Genomic DNA, 18988 nt, shown 5'->3' with positions numbered 1-18988 from the left:
AAAAGCCAAATTCATCACGGGATTGAAATCCTATGCTTTCTTCGACTATATTTTAGTAAGAAGCAAAACCCAATAATTCCACAGATCAAAAGTATGCGATTAAGTATTTTTTATAATTTTTCACTTAAATTAAGAACTCCTCTTTCTTCATGTACCAGTGCTTTACCAAAGTAGTAAGTGCAATGTACAAAATCAAAAGTACTAACACTACCAAAACGTAGAATTCTGGGATTGGACCGAATTTCATTACTTTGGCCCAGCTTGGGATGTAAGGCATTGCGGTACCGATCAAGCCTGCACCAATCGTAGCGAGCATGACAACTGGTGAAGAATGTTGTTGGATAAATGGAACGGCTGGATCACGCAATGCTTGAATAACCATTTCTTGTGTCCAAAGTGATTCGATGAACCAACCACTCCAGAAGATTGCCATAAAGACTGCCTTTTGACTTGGAGTAGCAGCCATGTAACTTGCTCCGACAACGCTTGGACAAATCCAGAAGTAAAGCAAGGCAAACGTAATAATATCGAAGACTGAAGAAGTTGGGCCAAAGTAGAACATGAACTTAGGCAATTTTCTTGTCTCCCACTTACGTGGTACTTCCAAATATTTTTCACCAACAGTATCGAATGGAATTGATAGACAAGAGGTTCCGTAGATCAAATCCAAGATCAATAACTGCATTGGCAGCATTGGCAAGAATGGCAAGAATGATGATGCCACTAAGATTGACAAAATATTACCAAAGTTAGATGACAAGGTAATCTTGATATATTTCATCGTGTTGGCAAAGATCTGACGCCCAATTCTTACACCATGTTCCAAAGTACGTAAACTCTTGTGGAGCAAGATAATGTCGGCACTCTTTTTAGTAATATCAACGGCAGTATCAACTGAGATTGCCACGTCGGCCTTCTTCATAGCTGGCGTATCGTTGATCCCATCACCCATGTAGGCAACGGTGTGGCCATTTTCTTTCAAAATTTGAATAATTTTGGCCTTGTATTCTGGTGAAAGCTTAACAAAGAGGCTACATTCTTCAACCATCTTTTTAATCTCTTCGTCGCCCTTACCAACGAGGTCTTTTTCACTATAAACATACTCGGTGTTTAAGCCTACTCTTGAAGCAACGCTCTTAGTTACGGCGGCGTTATCACCAGTCAAAATCTTAACGGTGATGCCGTCTTGCTTGAGCTGCTTAAGCACGTCCTTAACATCATCCTTAGGTGGATCAAGGAAGGCCAAGAATCCGGTTAGAATCAAATCCTTTTCATCGCTAACATTGAATTCGCCGGCTTGAGCAGGATTGTTTTGGTAAGCAAGCAAAACAACTCTCAAACCATCTTTGTTCAAATCTTCAATGTGCTTTAAAACTTTTTCTTTATATTCATCAGTTAAATCACTAATGTGATTGCCAACTTGCACACGATTGCAGCAAGCAAGCATTTCTTCGGCAGCACCCTTGGTTACCAGGATACGACCATCGCCGTGGCGTTTTACCACGACACTCATGCGACGACGCTTGAAGTCGAATGGAATTTCATCGACCTTAGTGTAGTCATGTTTAATTTCTTCAACGTCTAGCTCATCGCTAGCGGCATCGATAATGGCTTGGTCCATCAAATCGTGCATCCCCGTTTGGAAGTACGAATTCAAATAAGCCAACCGCAAAACTTGTGGATTTTCCTTCATATCCAAGTTGTAGTGACGTTCCAATACAACCTTGTTTTGGGTCAAAGTACCGGTTTTATCAGTACAAAGAATGTCGGCAGCACCGAAGTTTTGGATGGAGTTCATCTTCTTAACGATGGTGCCGTGCTTGGACATTTCTAGCGAACCCTTAACCAAGTTACTAGTAACAATAACTGGCAACATTTCTGGAGTTAAACCAACGGCAGTAGCGATGGCAAACAACAAGGCGTTGAGCCAGTTACCTTTAGTTAAACCGTTGATGACCAAAACTAAAGGTGCAATGATCGCGGTCATTGTTAACAATAATTTAGAAATGTTCTTGATACCAACATCGAAGTTAGTTTCCTTAACGTCGTTGTTTGAAATATCCTTAGCCAAACGACCAAAGACAGTTTGTTCACCGGTGGCCAAAACAACGCCAACACCTGAACCTGACACAATAGTTGTTCCTTGATAGATTACATCAGGATAGTCCAAATATTGATCCATGTCTTTTTGATCGGGCCTCTTAGTCGCAATCTTTTCCACAGGCGTTGATTCACCGTTCAAAGAACTTGATGAACAGAACAAGTCTTTAGTTTTGAGCAATCTAATATCTGCTGGCACCATGTCCCCAGCGTGGATATTAATAATATCGCCGACAACTACTTGCTTGGTAGAAATTTCTTCGTCCTTTTGATTGCGACGAATATTGGTAGTTACAGACACCATGTTTAAGAGGGCTTCAACTGCGTCATTAGTTTTCACATTCTGGATAAAGGATGTTAATCCAGAAATGATGATCATCGTAATCATAATTATCACAGTACTCAGGTCCTTTTGATCTGCCGGCACGAAGACGTAGTCGGTAAACAGTGACACCGTTGCTAGCAGCAACAGGACCATTGTGAAAGGAGTGAAGAATGATTCAATGAAGAAATGCAATTTCGTGTTGTGCTTCTTGGTCGCAACTTCGTTAAGACCATTCTTCTCCAAACGCTCTTTAGCTTCTGCCGAAGACAGACCGTCTAGCGAACTATGTAGCGTCTTTAACGCTTCTTCGGGAGTTTGCCTAGCGATCTGCTTAACAAACTCTGTATCGGCTGTCTTCTTATTCATCAGCAACTTGTTTTTTGCCATGTTAATCTCACTTTCTGATTAAACATACAAACAAACTAAAAAGGAGCTAATACCAATTAGTATTAACTCCTTATCTAAGCGATGTTTCCTCGTCGTTCAGTTTTGACACTACGTGACGTAAGCACAGGCTAGCTATCTGGATCTCGCCTTATCTCGACAAGAACTATTTTACTCGTTGGCATCTCTGGATGTTTCCGGGCGATAGCTTGTGTTCACGTAGGAGCCTCACCTAACAGTTTATTTGCTTTTTCAATTTTCATTTTTATTATATGCATATTATTTTACAATGCAATTATCTTTACTAAATCGTTAGAATTTGTAAAAGAATTTAAGAAAAGAGCATCTATTGATAAATTTGCAGTAGATGCTCTTTATTTTGGTTGTGGTTAAACTTTATTTTAGAGACAAATTGTTAAATTTACACTTTACATTTTTATTGCGAATTAATCCAATTACTACTCCTGTAAATGGAGAATCACTTTCTTCACAACTAAAATGTCTCGTTTGACAAGAATCTAATATTTTTTCTTTATTATTTGAAACTACAACTTGATAATTTTCATTATCGAATACCAAAGAAAAATTAATTTCTGAACCTTCAGCTTTCAATTTCACTTCTTTCTTAATAATTAAATCACTATCTTGCTTAACGAAAGTTACCGCATTCTTTTTACTATCATATAAAGCTTTAAACAGATGCTTATTGTCTTTATAAACTATTACCCCTGCCTCTGTAGATTGATTTTCTCTACTAATAGAAAATGTAAATTTACCATCAAATTCAGTTTGTCTAAATCCAATAAAATCGTTTTTTATATTCTCACTTATGTTCTTTTTGAAAATTAAGTTCTTTGAATCAAGTTCGTAATTTTTTAATATAAAGACGAAATGAAGTCAAGTTTATCAATATTGTTAGAATTTCGCGCCTGTTTTTCCACGCTAATAGGCTGCGATAAATTAATAGTTGCTTTACCCTCTTTATTCATGGTATTAATCCATATACCATTTTTATTCCAATCAACTGGTAATAAGATAGTTTCTCTTCCTAATAAATTGCGATGAACATGTTTAGGTTGGCGAACCGATAAAGCGACTAATTCAAATTTGTTTTTATTTACTTCGACTAAATCAGCATGTCCTACACATTGCAACTCACCTTTATAGTCACGATTACTTAAAATTGTATTATTACGCACCGGATGATATGGACCATATATATTATCAGATACCTGCATAGTTTCCATATGTCCTTCACGTGTTCCGCCTTCTGCTATCATTAACCAATATTTATCAAATTTATAATAAATATGTGGTCCCTCTGGATCTCTGCCTCCTGTACCGTAACTAATAATTTTAGGTTCAGTTAAAACTTCAAGAGTTGACAGATCTATTTTGCATTGGACTATTGCCCCCTCACCATTAGTCATCTGAAGATAACAATCTTGACCAATAAAAGTAAGCGAAGGATCTATTCCCATAAAATTTATGTTAAGCCATAAAGGCTTAGACCACCCCTGCTCTGGATTTGTAGTCTTGATAATAAATGTGCCCTTTGGAACAAACGTACAAATGATATAAAAGCATCCCTTATGGTATCTGATTGTTGGAGCAAAAATACCAAGTGAATTTTTTAAATTACTATATGGATAAGCATCCACATTACTTTCATCAATGCCATGGCTAATCAGATCCCAATTAACTAGATCTTTACTTTGATAGACTGGCAACCCAGGTAAAAATTCAAAACTGGAATTAACTAAATAATAAACATCATTCACTTTACAGATACTTGGATCTGGATGACTTCCTCTTAAAATTGGATTTTGATATTCCATACTAATTCGCTAACCTTTCATTACATTTCTAAAATAAAATAGGTATTTAAAATGTAGAGGGGGAAAAGAACATTTTAAATACCTACAATAAATTATTAATTATTTACTTAATCTAATAAGAATTCTTTTTGCAAGCAGTCTCTTGAGTTTCTACCTACAAAGATATCAAATTTACCATTTTCCAAAACGTATTGACCATGATTATCAAAGAATCCAAGCTGTTGTGGCTTGATCATAAATGTAACCTCTTTGCTACTATTTTTTGGAACTTCTACCTTTTGGAAATCCAATAGCCGCTTAACTGGTTGTACCAAACTAGCTACTTTGTCATGGAAATACAATTGTACAGTTTCTTTACAGTCCCAGTTACTATCATTTGTTAACTTAATAGAAACATTTAATTCTTCATTTCTTGATAGCTTTTCTTTATCTAATTTCAAATCACTATATTTAATTTGATCGTAGGACAAACCATAGCCAAATGGGTAAAGTGGATCTGCTGGTGCATCTATATACTTAGAAACAAATCGTCCCACATGTTGTGAATTGTGAACTGGACGTCCTGTCGACATATGGTTATAGTAAATCGGCTCTTGACCAACATCGTATGGAAAAGTCATCGTTAAACGACCTGACGGATTTGCCTTACCAAATAAAATATTGGCAATTGCATTACCGCCTTCTGTCCCTGGGAACCAGAATTCTAAGATAGCGTCAACTTTATCAACAATATTTGTTAAAACTAAAGGACGACCACTAATAATAAGAAGCACTACCTTTTTACCTAACTTAGAAATTTTATCAATTAATGACAATTGATTTTGTGGTAAACAAAGATTAGTTTTAGCTCCAGCTTCACCGGCCTCAAGAGCATTTTCTCCCATAGCCAATATGACTACATCAGATTGTTTAGCAAGAGACACCGCCTGCTCATTATTCTTCTGTTCAATTACCTCTGGGGAAATCATCTGATCAATTTGTTCTTTACTAAAGAAGCCCAATTTTTCTAACATCTTACGATTTCTACCAATATCAGTTCCTTTAGCAACCTTAATATTAGGAATGTACTTCTTTATACCTTCTTCAATTGAAATACTATCTTTAGGTTCACCATGAACTGCCCACATCCCTAATAATGAATGTTCAGTAGAATAAGGACCAATTAAAGCAATTTTTTCATCTCTTGGCTTCAAAGGCAGGACATTATCTTTATTTTGAAGCATAACAATTGCTTCTTCAGCAATCTTTCTAGATAGTTTTCTTTTTTCTTCTGATAAAACGCTCTTCTTTTCACGTTCAACTGATGAACCGAAGTAAGGATCTTCAAACAAGTGAAGTTCATTTTTAAGTGAAAGAACACGCCAAACAGTCTCATCGATTTTCTTTTCGTCTAATTTACCATTAGTTACAAGTTTCTTAAGGCCATTAGCATAACATGGTGACTTCATATCAATGTCCATCGAAGCATTAATAGCTTTTTCAGACGCGTCTGTTTCGTCAGTAGCAAACCCATGTTTGATCAATTCATAAATTGAAGCATAATCTGATATTATGATACCTTTAAATCTCCAGGCCTTGCGAAGAACGTCCTTCAAAAGCCATTGATCTGCCGTTGATGGAACACCATTAAGTGAAGTTAAAGAAGTCATTGCCATTTTAGCGCCAGCTTTAACAGCTGCTTTATATGCTGGCAAATAATTTTGATACAAATTACTAATAGACATATCCACGCTGTTATATTCTCGACCAGCTTCAACTCCACCATAACCAGCAAAGTGCTTAAAACAAGAAGCAATACCTTTTTTATCTTTTAATCCATCTTGAAAGCCCGTAACCATTGCTTGGGCATAAATAGAATTTAAACGTGGGTCTTCACCAGGAGACTCAAGAACTCTTCCCCAGCGTGCATCATGAACTGTATCAAGCATTGGAGCATAGCCAACTTGAATACCGGCGGATGAAGCTTCATCTGCTGCAGTAGCAAATGCTTTCTTTACCAAATCTGGATTCCAGGTAGCTCCTAATCCCAACGGAATAGGATAAATTGTTTTATATCCATAAATGACATCCGACATAAACAACACAGGAATGTGGTGTGGTTGAACAGCCATTTGATGATCCTGAACTTTTCTAGTTGCTTCAGCACCTGCAACGTTTAAGACCGAACCAGTTAAATCTACTGTCTTTTGAGTAATCCCTAATTTTTCTCTTGGCCCATATGAAATATCATTAGCTTGAAAGAATTCGCCAGATAATTGAACTAATTGCCCAATCTTCTCATCCAATGACATATCATTCAATAATTCTTTTAATTCTGTTTCTTTCATAAAAATCATCCTACCAAAAAGAGAGGGAATGCCTCTTTTCTTAAATCATTACTTTTCTGTACCGGCCTGCTCTTGTGCATAAGCTCTGTTGTCTGCCATTCTAAACCATGGATACCAAAGAAGTGGTGATAAGACTAATTGCAATACTAGTTGCATAACAATAATTGATACCGATCCACCACAGCTGGCAATAACACCAATCGGCAAGCCGAATACTGATTGCATCCCTGAGAATCTAGCTACAAGACCAATCTTAGTTAAACCGTAGGCAATTGCAACAGAGACCGCATTGTTGAATACAAATGGTACAAAGAAGTCAAAGTTTAAAACTAATGGCGTACCGAAAATTGCTGGTTCGGTAATTCCAAATAAACCTGGAACCACAGCTAATTTACCTAAAGTCTTATATCTCTTACTCTTAGCAAAGAACAACATTAATAAAATTAATCCTAAAGCCGTTCCGCTCCAAGTTACGATGTTAAAGAAAGCATAACCTGTAATATTAGGAAGTGGTTTACCTGCTTTCCAAGCTTGCAAGTTTTGCATATCCATTGACATCCAAATAGGCATAACAATTGGAATAATGACGTTGGTACCATGAATACCGAAGAACCAAACTAGTTGTTCCAAGAAGCAGATAAAAATCATTGCCCAAATAGATCCACCAATATTCTTTAATGGTGTTTGGATGAAGCTATAAATCATTTGGTGGAAACTACCAAATGAACTTACTGAAAATGCTAAAGCAACTAAAGTGAAGAACACACCAATTACCAAACTAGGAATTAAAGCTGCAAAAGTGTCAGAAACCATAGGTGGGACGCCTGCTGGCATTTTAATGGTCCAATTATGTTGTCTCATGTAAACATATGCTCTACCAGCGATAATACCAACAATCATTGCTGAGAACAAACCTGACGCACCTAACCAAGTTGAAGGAATAAATGCACCAGCCTTTTGTTGTCCCAATGGGGTGATAATCAAGAAGGACATTAATGAAATAATACCTGCAGAATTACCATCATCATTCTTTAAGAATTGCTTAGCAACATCTTTCCCCATTAAAAATGATACATATAATGCAATACAGCCAATAGTAACTACATTTACGTTACCACTTATTTGAGCTACTTTAGTCCAATGCCATTGATTTGCATAAACACTAAGTAATGTAGCAAATGAACCTAAGATCATAGGCCCTAACGTAGCCATCATGGCTCCCATAATTGCTTGTAAGTAATGGTTATTACCTATCTTCGTAAAGGTTGGTTGTAACTTTTGGAAGAATTTAGTTACCTTATCTTTCATTTTTCTCTCTCCCTTTATAAATCATTCCGCTCATTCATTACAGTTAAAATATTAAAACGTTTACATTGATTTTGTAATACAATGATTTATGAAGAAACATGTAAAATTATGACATTGAGAGTTAATAAAATGACAGATATTACCCATGAATTAATTGAAAATGATAAAGCTATACCGTTTAAAATATTTGATTTTCACGCTCGTGATTTAAGTCGCATTATTCCACCACATTGGCATCAAAACACAGAAATCCTATTTTGCAAACACGGATCACTTAGAGTAAAAATTAAAAATAACACTTATGATGAACTGAGACCTAAAAATTAGACAGTTTAAAATACAGGATTAATAGAGGCTTGATTCCGATATTCTTTCGGAGTTAAGCCTTTTAATCTGCTCTTTATCCTTTCTTCGTTATAGTATTCGATATATTCTTCGATTGCTTGAGCTAATTCTTGAAGACTATGGTACTTGTATTCTTGATCATAGAACATCTCTGTTTTGAGCAAGCCAAAGAAGTTTTCCATTAGCCCATCATCCATGGAATTACCTTTTCTAGACATGCTTTGAGTAATACCATGAAGCTTTAAAGCACGCTGATATCTTGGACTTTGGTATTGACAGCCCTGATCAGTATGAAAGATGCAATTATTAAGAGCCGTTTCCTTGGCAAAAGCCCTATCAAGCATTGTCATTACTAACTCCATGTCTGGATGTTTGGAAATAGTGTAAGAGACTATATCGCCTCCACAACCATCCAAAATAGGTGATAGATAAAGCTTTTCACCATTGAGGTGAAATTCAGTAATGTCAGTGTACCATTTCATGTTGGGCATTGGTGCAAAGAAATCACGACGAATTAAATTAGGGGCTATCTTGCCAATAGTTCCCTTGTAGCTTGAATACTTACGCTTGTTGCGTCTGATACCCTTAAGACCCAATTTATGCATCCAGTAACGGACTGTTTTCTCAGTAATATTCCAGCCTTCTTTTATTAACTGGAGTGCCACTCGACGATAGCCATAGCGTCCTTTGTGACGATTAAATATTTCCTTGATCCTTGCAATAAGTTTGGAACGCTTGGGCTTCTTAGGCTTTCGTTTAATTATTTTATAGTAAGAACTTCTGGCAATCGTAGGCAGCTCTGGATGCTCTGAAATTGCATCTAAGACATAGTTCAAGCTAACCTTAAATTCATGCCTTAGATCAGTAATTGCCTTAGCTATTTCTTTCGATCTTTGTCTTGATCCAAGGCCTTCAGTTTTTTTACGTATTCGTTCACAATACGCAATCGCAAGTTTTCTTCTTTCAGCTTTTGGATCTCTTTCTCCAATTCCTTGCGTGATTTTTGAGTCTCTTTGATCACGGGCAGGGCGTCCTTTCTGTTTGATAATGACATTATACCCGTTTTCCTTATATTCTCTAAGCCAAATACTAAGTGTGCCAATACTCTTAAGCCCCAGTTCTAGTGATACTTGTACATATGACTTGGTACTGAAAACAGCTTGCTCAATTGCTTGTTCTTTAAATTCCTTAGAATAAACCTGATAAGGCCTATCTAAAACATTGATTCCATACATATCAATTAATCTAAGCATGTAATCCAAATTAGCTACATTCGTTTTATATGTTTTAGACAACTGACTTATTGAAATCTTTTCATCTTTCCATTTACGATAAATTTCTATTTTCTGTTCTTTATTAAATTTAGACATAGTAAAGACCTAAAAGTGTCTCACTTTTAGGTCTCACTTCATGATTTACACTCAAATGATTTTATTATTATTAATCCTAACGAAATCCATTCAACTCAAAGCCTTTCAAAGAATTGGGTTTTATGCTTACAGCTTCCCTATAGTTTTCTACAAAGAGCAACATTGGATAGATTCACTCATAATTTTATTTTTAATGCTAATTCCACCAAAAGAAAGCAGCCTCAAGATGATAAATTACGGGAGAATTTTTGTGAACTATTAACGTCAATTTCTGATAAACGAAATCTTAGTCAAAATCTATTTCTTTTGGGAAAGATTTATGAACTTTTAAGTTTACTAGTAGAAAATTATTCGATGGACTTAAATGATGAATATCAGCTAATCAACACCAAATTTATTTCTAAATTACTTAATATCATTAACAAAAATTATCAAAATAAGTTGTCTTTACCTGATGTAGCTAAAAAATTTTCATACTCTGAGGCTTATACTTCGCGATTAATTAAAGACAACTTAGGAGAGGACTTCACTAGCCTATTAATATCCATTAGGCTTGATAAATCTATTACTCTAATGAAATATTCTGATAAAACTCTAGAAGAAATAGCGGCAGAAACTGGATTTACTACATATCGTAATCTCTATAATGCATTCAAACGTGTATATCAAATTTCACCCAAAGAATTCATTAAACGTGGATTATAAAGTAAAAAAACGCGCGTTTGTAATGAACGTGTGTTTTTTCATAATTAAATTTGATATACTATTTTACAGACATGGGTATGTTGCAACTATCTGTGTTTAGTAGTTTTAGCATGACTAACCACCCCTCACATATTTTGAAACTATGGAGGTGAGAGTTATGCATAAACGGATAGTTTGGAGGTTTAGTGCTCCGTGGTAGCTTGGGCTATTGCAATCGGCATCGTTCTAGGTGCTTTAGGCAAATTAGCTATCAATTTGGCTATAGCCTATGCGATAACAAAAAAAGCTAATCACAAGGATTAGCTAAACCAACAGTTATCTAAAACTACGATCGAAGTCAACGGGCGCAATCCGTTGGCTTCTTTTCATATAAAGATTATAACATGAATATCCAAAACGAATAAAAAAAGATCAAGCTCACTGCCAGATCTCACCTATTGGGTTAGCTGGATTCGAACCAGCGCATGATGGTACCAAAAACCATTGCCTTACCACTTGGCTATAACCCAATCTTCAAACCTTTTACTTGAGTGGTTCTATTTGAACGATCTCTCAACCGCTCAACAGTTAATAGTATAGGGGAATGACAAATAAAATGCAAGTAAAAATTTGAATTTTTTGAATTAATTTTAGTTGTCCAATTTTTCGACTATAAATAATCATAATTAGAATAACTATGATTATCACATTTTATCTACTTTTCTCTTTCACCTTATTCATCAACTCAAAATTATTCGTAAAAATCCCAGCTACATCTAGTCTGAAATACCGCTTCGCAATTCTTGGATTATCCACCGTCCAAATCCGCTGCGTTACCTTACTTGGCAAATAGAAATGCGGATGAATGGCCGCAAAGTGATTTTTCTTCACAAAACGCTCTGGCAAAGCCACCGGCATCTTCGTTAAAAAGCAGTACTGCTGATGCAAATCGATCCGTTGGCAATTTTTCAAGGTCTGGTAATTGAAGGAAGAGAAGATGATGGGATGGACAAAATGATACTTCTTGGCTAATGCTAAAACGATGCCTTCGATTCCAACATCATGAACCTTGTTGGTCTTAAATTCCAGGTTGATATAAATATCCCTATTTTGTAAAACTTCAAACAATTCGCTGAGCATCGGCACCGGCTCACCATTAGCTAAATGAAACTTCCTAAGTTCGCTTATCGTGTAGTCTTTGATAAAACCCGTTCCATCAGTCGTACGGTCGATTTCTTCATCGTGCATCACCACTGGTACCTTTTCCTTAGTCAAATGCACATCGAACTCCACGCCTTCTGCGCCATGCGTCACCGCATAACGGAAGCCTTCAAGTGAATTCTCCGCAAACTTCACCGGCAAACCTCGGTGAGCAAAAACGATTGTGTTCGTCATAATTTTACCCTCAAAAAAATACCGCCTTGTGGCGGCACCTTTTCTTTATTTATTAATCCAAAACAATAGCACCTTGAGTTGCTAAGACATCTCTTACAAGAGTCTTAACGTCTCTTCTTTCAACCATACCGTCAGTTTCTTCAATGTATTCTTCGTAATGTGGTGTTTGTACGTGGTTGTCGTATGCTTGATCATTTGCATAAACTTCAACAAAATACCATTCATTAGGATTTTCTTTGTTGGTACCGGACATCATAATTTCCATGCCTGGTTCAGAAGCAATACTTGTAGTAATTTCCTTCTTAACTGAGTGAGCAAATGCTTCTTCATTACCCTTCTTAACTTCAACCTTAACTAAACGCATAACGAAGTTGTCTGCGTAACTGTTTAAAGCCTTTTGGGCATGAGTAGTAATTACTTCTGGCTTCAAATCGATAACTTTCTTGCTAGTAGCAATCTTGTCAATTACTTCAGCAAAGTCATCAGCGTGAGATTCAGCAATGTGTAAATCTTCTGCACCCTTGTTACGGAACAATTCTACTTCGTAATTGTCTTCGCCTTGTGCGTCGTCGTGGCCGCTACCAATAAGCAAAGTACCTTCTTCTGCAGGAATTGAATCATGCATATTCTTTTCTGCTTCATGAATATATTCGCTACGATCATTTTCTGCAATATTTAACTTAGTAATTTTAAAAATTGGTGTTTCATCCATTTTTCTTCTAGCCTCGTATCATAATTTTTACACACATATTATAAGCTAATGTACCAAATTCGAACGACTAATTACCAGTTATTTGATCGATTCGCACATCTTTTGCAGGCCAAACATTTTCTTCATATTCAACTTCGTTGCCATCGCTTTGGAGCAAGGCAAATTCCGCATTATGAAAGCCAGGGAATTTATTACCACCGGCACGCTCACGGATGTAGTGTCCCATGCTATCGCCGTGACCCACGACCAAGATATTTTCACCATCTTGAGCATCCCTCAAAATCAAGTTCATGCCGCGTTCCATCCGCTCCGTCACTTCACGGTCGTCCTCGATCGTACTACTCCCCACTAAACGTCTAAACGGCCAAAGCAGAATATTTCTGCCCTCATAAATACCATAATCTTTTTCTTTTAGTTCCTTCAAACGGTCATATTCCATCTCAGGACCAGCGATAATCTCAAGCGTATCGCTAGCACGCTCCTGCGTAGAACAATACGCCCGATCGAAGGCAATGCCATTTTGCGCAAAGTAGTCACGAGTCGCCTCGATCTGCTTCACGCCCAGTGGGGTTAGAGCAGAATCACAGCTACCTTGCATCCGATATTCTTTATTGAATAAAGTCTGTCCATGTCTAACCAAATACAAATTTATTGTCATTTAAAGTTATCCCAAATCTTTTGCGGGCCACACATAATCATCAAAATGAACTTTATCGCCATCAACCGTTAACTTAACAATTGAAGCATTGGCAAAACCAGGAAAGTTAGGGCTATCAGTAGCAGCTCTAACGTACTTAGCCAAAATATCGCCATGACCGCAAATAAGTGCAGTTTCACCGTCGTCAACGCTGTCTAAGATTTCAACAACGGCACGACGCATACGCGCTACAACGTCCTCGTCTTTTTCCATGGTTGGATCAACATTAGGATTGTTGTAGTTCCATGGCAACAAGAATTCATCGCGCCCTTCAAAAATACCATAGCATTTTTCCCGCAAGTCTTTCAAACGCGTATATGGCATCTTGTGGTCGGTGATAATTTCAAGCGTATCACATGCTCTTTCTTGTGTTGAAGAAAAAGCTTTATCAAAGTGGATGTGATTTTCTTGGAAGTAATCGCGTGCCATTTCTACTTGACGAATACCCTTTTCGTTAAGTGGTGAATCACAACGGCCTTGTACCTTGTGGTAGTAGTTAAAATAAGTTTGTCCATGACGAACAAGATATAAAGTTTTTGTCACAAAAAATTTCCCCCGTCTTTTTCGTTTTCTTTATCTTATCAAAAAAGCACGCTTAATGCGTGCTCTTTGGCTAGATTTTAAGGTCTAAAACTAGAGTTGTATTCTTTACTATTCACGATAAATGATGGAACACTGATAAAGTGCATTGAGTAAATGTTGCTGGTCTTAGAAATACTGAAACCGTAGTAGTTATAGTCGCCGTCGTGACGAGAACCTTGGGTGTTAAAGAGGTCACCTGCGTGTTCCCATTCACGGTAAAGGTTTCTATCGCTACGTTGTGCTTCACCAGCACCGGCAAAGCCGAAGATCATTTGCTTCAAGCCAAAGTAAATGTCACGTTTCATTTCACCCATTGGCATGGTCTTTTTATTAATGGTAAAACCAGCCATGTCTTCAACGTAGTTGTCATCTAAGTTAAGGTCATTCTTCTTGCAGGCTCTAACGATTCCGGCAACATAGTGACCATTATCTTTGATACTGTGGCCGTGATCTTGATATTCTTTAGCAACATCATCAGCTAACTTTTGTGTACCTTCGCTGTAAACCCATGGACGCAAGCCAAGTTGCTCACGTGCACTGTTAATTACACGCAAAGAGAATTCAGCCAATTCCTTTTTATCGTTAGCTGAAAGATGGTCAGGATCAATCATCTTGTCATCGTCTTTGCTTTCTCCAGCTACGATACGTGAGAAGTTGTTGATCTCCATACCTTCCATAGAAGCCTTAACGAATTCAGGACTTGGGCTACCCTTATATGCATCAAGCAATGCGGAAAGAGTGTAGCCGCTTGGCATCCTGATTGCTGCTTGAGCATAAAGATTAGTTACTGGAGCTGTATTCTTCACTGTTTTGACATTTTTAGCCAAAATCCAGTAAGAGTTGGCATTAAGCTTATAAGCTGAATATTTCTTCTTGCCAATTCTTATATAACCTTTTTTGGAATAAGAATATTTTCTACCGGCGTAAACGTAGTAATTAGTCTTTTTGCCCTTCGAAGTATAAAGTCGGACTTTCTTACTGCCTTTTACTTGTACTTTACCCTTGGTAGCAGCTTGCACAGTTTGTGGTGTGGCATATTTCGTGACTGCAGTAGCGGAAGTTAGCAAGCAAACACTGGCAAGTAAAGTCATCATTATCTTTTTGGACATATGGTTTGCCTCCGTTGTTCCCTGTACACTAATAGTATCCCTTATAACTTATATGGTTATTATAGCAAAAAAGCGCGCAACTTGAATGTAAGCGCGTGCCTTTTAGCCGTTATTAAATTGTTATTTTCGAGGCTGCTTATTAGTACCAGCCGTTTGCTTGCCAGAATGCCTTAGCAGCAGTCCATGAACCGTAACGACTCTTTACGTAGTTGTCAGCAACTCTTTCTTGGTTAGCAGCTGAGTAGTCACCATTCAAGTATGAAGCTGAAAGTTGGTATTTACCTACGTATTGACCGTTAGAAGCACTGTATGAGCCACCTGATTCACGGCTAGCAATCCAAGCCTTAGCACTTGCTTCTGAGCCTGATGCGTTTGAAGTGTATGATGAAGCGCTAGTATTTGAAGCAGTTTGAGTATTTTGAGTTTGTGATTGTGCTGGAGCTTGAGTTGAAGCTTGATCAGTAGTTTGAGTTTGGGTAGCAGCTGCGTGGTGACCAATAGTTACGTACTTAGCACGAACCCATTGGTTCTTACCTAAGTCGTACCACTTGTGGCCCTTTGAATCGTAAGCAGTCTTGATAACTTTCCATGAAGTGTTGCTTGCTAAAGTTTGACCAGTTGCTACTGGGTTTTCATAGTTGTTGTATACGTTGATTGAGTTATTTGAAACGTAGTTTACAGTTACTACGCTTGCATCGTTTTGGACGATAGCAGCTTGTGCAGTGTTTGAACCTGCGTTGTTTGCTACTACTAAACCTGTAACTGACATAGCAGCTACTGCAATTGACTTAACTAAGATAGATTTGATCTTCAAAAAAATTCTCTCCTTAAAGTTTAAAAAATAAATTAATAAGTAACGAATTTCCACTTATTCGTCTGTCTCATTCAATTGACAAGCTATATACTACAGTGCTTTCGTTGCAGAACCATAACAGGAATATCACTCGCTTATTAAGAAAGTATTACTGAATGTGCCACTTTTGTAACATTTGTAATATTTATGTAAATTATTTTTGATGATGCAAAATGCTGTTATGTCAACGTTTTAACCCACTTTTTACTTTTTATTTGCTATGTGCAAAAGCATGTTCGCTCTTAACACTCTGAAACATTTCTGCAAAAACTATTACAGAAAAAAAGATCAATGTTATCCATTGACCTTTTTCTACCTATTAATAATGTAATTATTACCTATTTATAGAACGCGCCATTCTTGAAATAGTATGATTCAAGCCGCGAATTGTTTTACTTAATTCAAAGATAGTCTCTGTTGGAGACAACACGCCCCATGCGGCGTCCCCGATATGTTGGATATCGACACCGCAAGTCTTGTTTTTAAGCGCAATCTCGCGAATCACGTCCTTGCCAGAACTCTCCTGACTAGTACCAATCGTACTCATTACCAAGCCATCATGTTGATGAACGATTTTGACAATCTTAATCAACTCATCGCTAGTAAATCCTGGCACAGTGCCTACTGCAGGTACCAAAATCACATCGGCTCCTGCATCGATCATTGCCTTCACAGACTCTTCATCTGCTACTGGCTCATCAACACCAGCACCATGCATTTTACCTGCAATAATCATGCCGGAGAAATTCTCTTTAGCAGTTCTGACAGCTTGCACAATCATCTTGTTGGTAACGCCGCTGCCTGGATTACCAGTGAAGCAGACAAAGTTAAAACCTAACTCTTCTGCGCGTCGCATTGATTCAGCTGTCGCAATTCTGCCTTTAGGCAATTCCAACTTGGTTGATTCCATTTTGGCATCTGAATCAACTGGCTCTAAATTAACACCGATTGGTCTGCCAGTAAGTTCTTTCAACCTCTTGACAGTGTCTTTTGCGTCCTTAACTTCCAGACCACTAACTTTAGGCTCAAACACATCAAATAAGTTAAGCAAAATCAGGTCCGCACCAAAGGCGGCCGCAATTTCTGACATCGTTAAGCCATCAATGGCAGGTTGAATTACTACGTTTTCGCTTAAAACGGTCCGGCCTTCGCTAGCCTTAATGCTTTGCTTAAGCTCGTCACCGTTCATTTTTAACAATTCACTAGAATTTGCACTAATTAATCTTGTTATCATTATTTAGCCCTATTTTCTTCCATAAGTTGACGCTTGTTCAATGCGGACATGAATGGCATGTAAATCAAAACGTCTAATACAATATTGATCAGCTGCAAAATTGATCCTGCGATACTACCAGTTGCCAAGAATCCAGAAATAAGTGGTGGCATAGTCCAAGTAATAACAGTACCGTTACATAATGGAACTAAGCCCAAGTTCATTGCAATGTAAGTAGTAATTGCGTTGATCATTGGTGCAAGAATAAATGGAATAATCAACATCAAGTTCATAACAACTGGCAAACCAAACATGGTTGGTTCGTTAATGTTGAATAAACCAGGAACAATAGTCAATGGTGCTAAAACTTCACTTTGCTTACTTGCGCGTTTACGCCATACCAAGTAACCGATGCAAAGTACCAAACCGATGGTGGCACCACCACCACCCATGTAAACGAAGTTGTCGATGAATGGTTGAGTAATAATGTGACCGCCGTGGGCTAAGTCCAAGTGACCTGCTTGGTTCAAGACACGGTTAGCGTCAGTTTGCATTAACCAAATTGGTGACATAGCGGTGTTAACAACGTTACCACCGTGGATACCAACGAACCAGAACAAACTTACCAATAAGATAGATACTAAAGTACCAATTAAGGTATCACCTAAAGCACCTAATGGCTTTGCCAAGATGTTCATAATTACGTCGTGGATGTTGCCCCAGCCAGCCCAAGTGAAGAGCCAGTAAACACAACCAGCAATTGCGATTACTACCGCACCTGGAATCAATGCTGAGAAACTCTTAGCAACTGCAGGTGGAACAGTTTCAGGCATCTTAATTTGGATGTTGTGGTTAATAAACCATTGGAAAATCCAACCAGTAATAAGTCCAAAGATAATTGCAACGAACAAGCCTCTACTACCTAAGTAGGTGTAAGGGAATCCTTCTACAGGAACCTTGTCGCCACTCATAATACTTGGTGTCAAAATAAAGAATACTGATGCGGAAATAATACCAGCTGAAACACCATCAGTCTTACGTTGGTTGGCATAACTCCATGCAATACCAAATGCGGCAATAAGGCCCATGATCCCGAAGGAACCATTAGTAATTTTAGCTAAGATTTGTTCGATGCTCACACCATGCACTGCTGTCTTGGCTAGCCAATCTGACCAACCTGGTGCAGGGAATGAGTTAATGATCATGAATAATGATCCAACGATAATTAACGGCATAGCCATTGCGATACCGTCACGAACCGCGATTAACGGTTTGAAGTTACCTATTTTAGCAGCTACAGGCATAATGTGTTTGTTAACAAATACAGTTAAGCCCCCAGATTTCTTATCAGCCATAATAATTCCTCTTCCATATACTACAAAAAAAGAGCTCTTGCATTATTCTTTGGTATATACCTTTATGGCACTATAATGCAATGAAAGCGCTTAATTTACCAGTATTTTTTAAAAAAGTTCTTGAGAATATTTTCATCTTTGCAGCAATTGGCTTAAGTGCTATAGTTAAAGTGTATTTTCAAATAAAAGCGAGGAATAAAAATTATGAGTAAATATGTTGTTACATTAAACGAAGAAGATTTACAAATGATCAAGGATTGTCACTCAAAGAACCCTTCAATCATGAAAGCTATGAACGAAGCTAAGAAAGTCGAAGACTAATAAAATTTTTTGGATCTCTAAATCAAAAAAGACCGAAATTCTAATCGAATTTCGATCTTTTTATTTTTGC

At 37.5% G+C, this 18988-nt stretch carries 16 protein-coding genes, 1 tRNA gene and 1 riboswitch; of the genes, 2 read left to right on the top strand and 15 right to left on the bottom strand.

What is annotated here, in order from left to right; translation table 11 throughout:
• Positions 1-124: 124 nt before the first annotated feature.
• From mgtA to LA20531_RS08195, 5 genes are all read right to left on the bottom strand, one after another.
• On the bottom strand, positions 125-2812 hold the full coding sequence (gene mgtA / locus LA20531_RS08215; protein WP_056940565.1) for a magnesium-translocating P-type ATPase: 2688 nt from the start codon (positions 2810-2812) through the stop codon (positions 125-127).
• Between the two features lie 80 nt (positions 2813-2892).
• Positions 2893-3056: riboswitch (M-box (ykoK) riboswitch) on the bottom strand.
• Positions 3057-3205: 149 nt separating this feature from the next.
• Entirely contained in the window at positions 3206-3640 is a 435-nt protein-coding gene (locus LA20531_RS11270) for a beta-xylosidase family glycoside hydrolase (protein ID WP_260191332.1), read from the bottom strand.
• 44 nt (positions 3641-3684) lie between these two features.
• Positions 3685-4647: a glycoside hydrolase family 43 protein gene (locus LA20531_RS08205; RefSeq protein WP_056940563.1), complete on the bottom strand. Its 963-nt coding sequence runs from the start codon at positions 4645-4647 to the stop codon at positions 3685-3687.
• Between the two features lie 107 nt (positions 4648-4754).
• Entirely contained in the window at positions 4755-6974 is a 2220-nt protein-coding gene (gene bglX, locus LA20531_RS08200; RefSeq protein ID WP_056940566.1) for a beta-glucosidase BglX, read from the bottom strand.
• Positions 6975-7022: 48 nt separating this feature from the next.
• A complete protein-coding gene (locus LA20531_RS08195) occupies positions 7023-8282 on the bottom strand; it encodes a PTS sugar transporter subunit IIC (protein ID WP_056940562.1) in 1260 nt (419 codons plus the stop codon).
• Between the two features lie 129 nt (positions 8283-8411).
• Between LA20531_RS08195 and LA20531_RS08190 the strand changes: the two genes are divergently transcribed.
• Positions 8412-8609 (top strand): hypothetical protein, encoded by a 198-nt coding sequence (locus LA20531_RS08190; protein ID WP_156399038.1) that lies wholly within the window; start codon positions 8412-8414, stop codon positions 8607-8609.
• A 5-nt stretch (positions 8610-8614) separates the two neighbouring features.
• Here LA20531_RS08190 and LA20531_RS08185 read toward each other — a convergent pair whose 3' ends face one another.
• The gene (locus LA20531_RS08185; RefSeq protein ID WP_099202202.1) at positions 8615-9997 is read right to left on the bottom strand and encodes an IS3 family transposase; all 1383 of its coding nucleotides are present in this window, start codon (positions 9995-9997) and stop codon (positions 8615-8617) included.
• A 162-nt stretch (positions 9998-10159) separates the two neighbouring features.
• On the opposite strand from LA20531_RS08185, the gene LA20531_RS08180 reads away from it, so the two are divergent.
• Positions 10160-10702 (top strand): helix-turn-helix domain-containing protein, encoded by a 543-nt coding sequence (locus tag LA20531_RS08180; protein ID WP_056940458.1) that lies wholly within the window; start codon positions 10160-10162, stop codon positions 10700-10702.
• Between the two features lie 437 nt (positions 10703-11139).
• On the opposite strand, the gene LA20531_RS08175 is transcribed toward LA20531_RS08180, so the two are convergent.
• The 9 genes from LA20531_RS08175 to LA20531_RS08135 form a co-directional block, all read right to left on the bottom strand.
• Positions 11140-11211, bottom strand: a tRNA-Gln gene (locus LA20531_RS08175).
• 181 nt (positions 11212-11392) lie between these two features.
• Positions 11393-12076 (bottom strand): glycerophosphodiester phosphodiesterase family protein, encoded by a 684-nt coding sequence (locus tag LA20531_RS08170; RefSeq protein ID WP_056940459.1) that lies wholly within the window; start codon positions 12074-12076, stop codon positions 11393-11395.
• A gap of 52 nt (positions 12077-12128) precedes the next feature.
• Entirely contained in the window at positions 12129-12788 is a 660-nt protein-coding gene (locus LA20531_RS08165) for a putative quinol monooxygenase (protein ID WP_056940460.1), read from the bottom strand.
• Positions 12789-12855: 67 nt separating this feature from the next.
• Complete coding sequence (locus tag LA20531_RS08160; RefSeq protein ID WP_082589039.1) at positions 12856-13446, bottom strand: histidine phosphatase family protein; 591 nt, start codon at positions 13444-13446, stop codon at positions 12856-12858.
• Between the two features lie 6 nt (positions 13447-13452).
• The gene (locus tag LA20531_RS08155) at positions 13453-14028 is read right to left on the bottom strand and encodes a histidine phosphatase family protein (protein WP_056940462.1); all 576 of its coding nucleotides are present in this window, start codon (positions 14026-14028) and stop codon (positions 13453-13455) included.
• 77 nt (positions 14029-14105) lie between these two features.
• Positions 14106-15176 (bottom strand): SEC10/PgrA surface exclusion domain-containing protein, encoded by a 1071-nt coding sequence (locus LA20531_RS08150; protein WP_056940463.1) that lies wholly within the window; start codon positions 15174-15176, stop codon positions 14106-14108.
• A gap of 139 nt (positions 15177-15315) precedes the next feature.
• On the bottom strand, positions 15316-15990 hold the full coding sequence (apf, locus tag LA20531_RS08145) for an aggregation-promoting factor (RefSeq protein WP_056940471.1): 675 nt from the start codon (positions 15988-15990) through the stop codon (positions 15316-15318).
• 373 nt (positions 15991-16363) lie between these two features.
• Positions 16364-17263: a DUF7916 family protein gene (locus LA20531_RS08140; protein ID WP_056940464.1), complete on the bottom strand. Its 900-nt coding sequence runs from the start codon at positions 17261-17263 to the stop codon at positions 16364-16366.
• Entirely contained in the window at positions 17263-18597 is a 1335-nt protein-coding gene (locus LA20531_RS08135; protein ID WP_056940465.1) for a PTS sugar transporter subunit IIC, read from the bottom strand. The genes LA20531_RS08140 and LA20531_RS08135 overlap by 1 nt, the downstream gene beginning before the upstream one ends.
• Between the last annotated feature and the right edge of the window lie 391 nt (positions 18598-18988).

The organism is Lactobacillus amylovorus DSM 20531 (assembly GCF_002706375.1).
GTDB classification, from domain to species: Bacteria; Bacillota; Bacilli; order Lactobacillales; family Lactobacillaceae; genus Lactobacillus; species Lactobacillus amylovorus.
Note: the sequence above shows the minus strand (reverse complement) of the source record. Positions and strands in the feature narration are given on the sequence as shown.

Excerpts from the sequence above, each read along its gene's own strand:
- mgtA (WP_056940565.1), bottom strand. The coding sequence starts at position 2,812 with ATGGCAAAAAACAAGTTGCTGATGAATAAGAAGACAGCCGATACAGAG.
- LA20531_RS08205 (WP_056940563.1), bottom strand. The coding sequence starts at position 4,647 with ATGGAATATCAAAATCCAATTTTAAGAGGAAGTCATCCAGATCCAAGT.
- bglX (WP_056940566.1), bottom strand. The coding sequence starts at position 6,974 with ATGAAAGAAACAGAATTAAAAGAATTATTGAATGATATGTCATTGGAT.
- LA20531_RS08195 (WP_056940562.1), bottom strand. The coding sequence starts at position 8,282 with ATGAAAGATAAGGTAACTAAATTCTTCCAAAAGTTACAACCAACCTTT.
- LA20531_RS08190 (WP_156399038.1), top strand. The coding sequence starts at position 8,412 with ATGACAGATATTACCCATGAATTAATTGAAAATGATAAAGCTATACCG.
- LA20531_RS08185 (WP_099202202.1), bottom strand. The coding sequence starts at position 9,997 with ATGTCTAAATTTAATAAAGAACAGAAAATAGAAATTTATCGTAAATGG.
- LA20531_RS08170 (WP_056940459.1), bottom strand. The coding sequence starts at position 12,076 with ATGACGAACACAATCGTTTTTGCTCACCGAGGTTTGCCGGTGAAGTTT.
- LA20531_RS08165 (WP_056940460.1), bottom strand. The coding sequence starts at position 12,788 with ATGGATGAAACACCAATTTTTAAAATTACTAAGTTAAATATTGCAGAA.
- LA20531_RS08160 (WP_082589039.1), bottom strand. The coding sequence starts at position 13,446 with ATGACAATAAATTTGTATTTGGTTAGACATGGACAGACTTTATTCAAT.
- LA20531_RS08150 (WP_056940463.1), bottom strand. The coding sequence starts at position 15,176 with ATGTCCAAAAAGATAATGATGACTTTACTTGCCAGTGTTTGCTTGCTA.
- LA20531_RS08140 (WP_056940464.1), bottom strand. The coding sequence starts at position 17,263 with ATGATAACAAGATTAATTAGTGCAAATTCTAGTGAATTGTTAAAAATG.
- LA20531_RS08135 (WP_056940465.1), bottom strand. The coding sequence starts at position 18,597 with ATGGCTGATAAGAAATCTGGGGGCTTAACTGTATTTGTTAACAAACAC.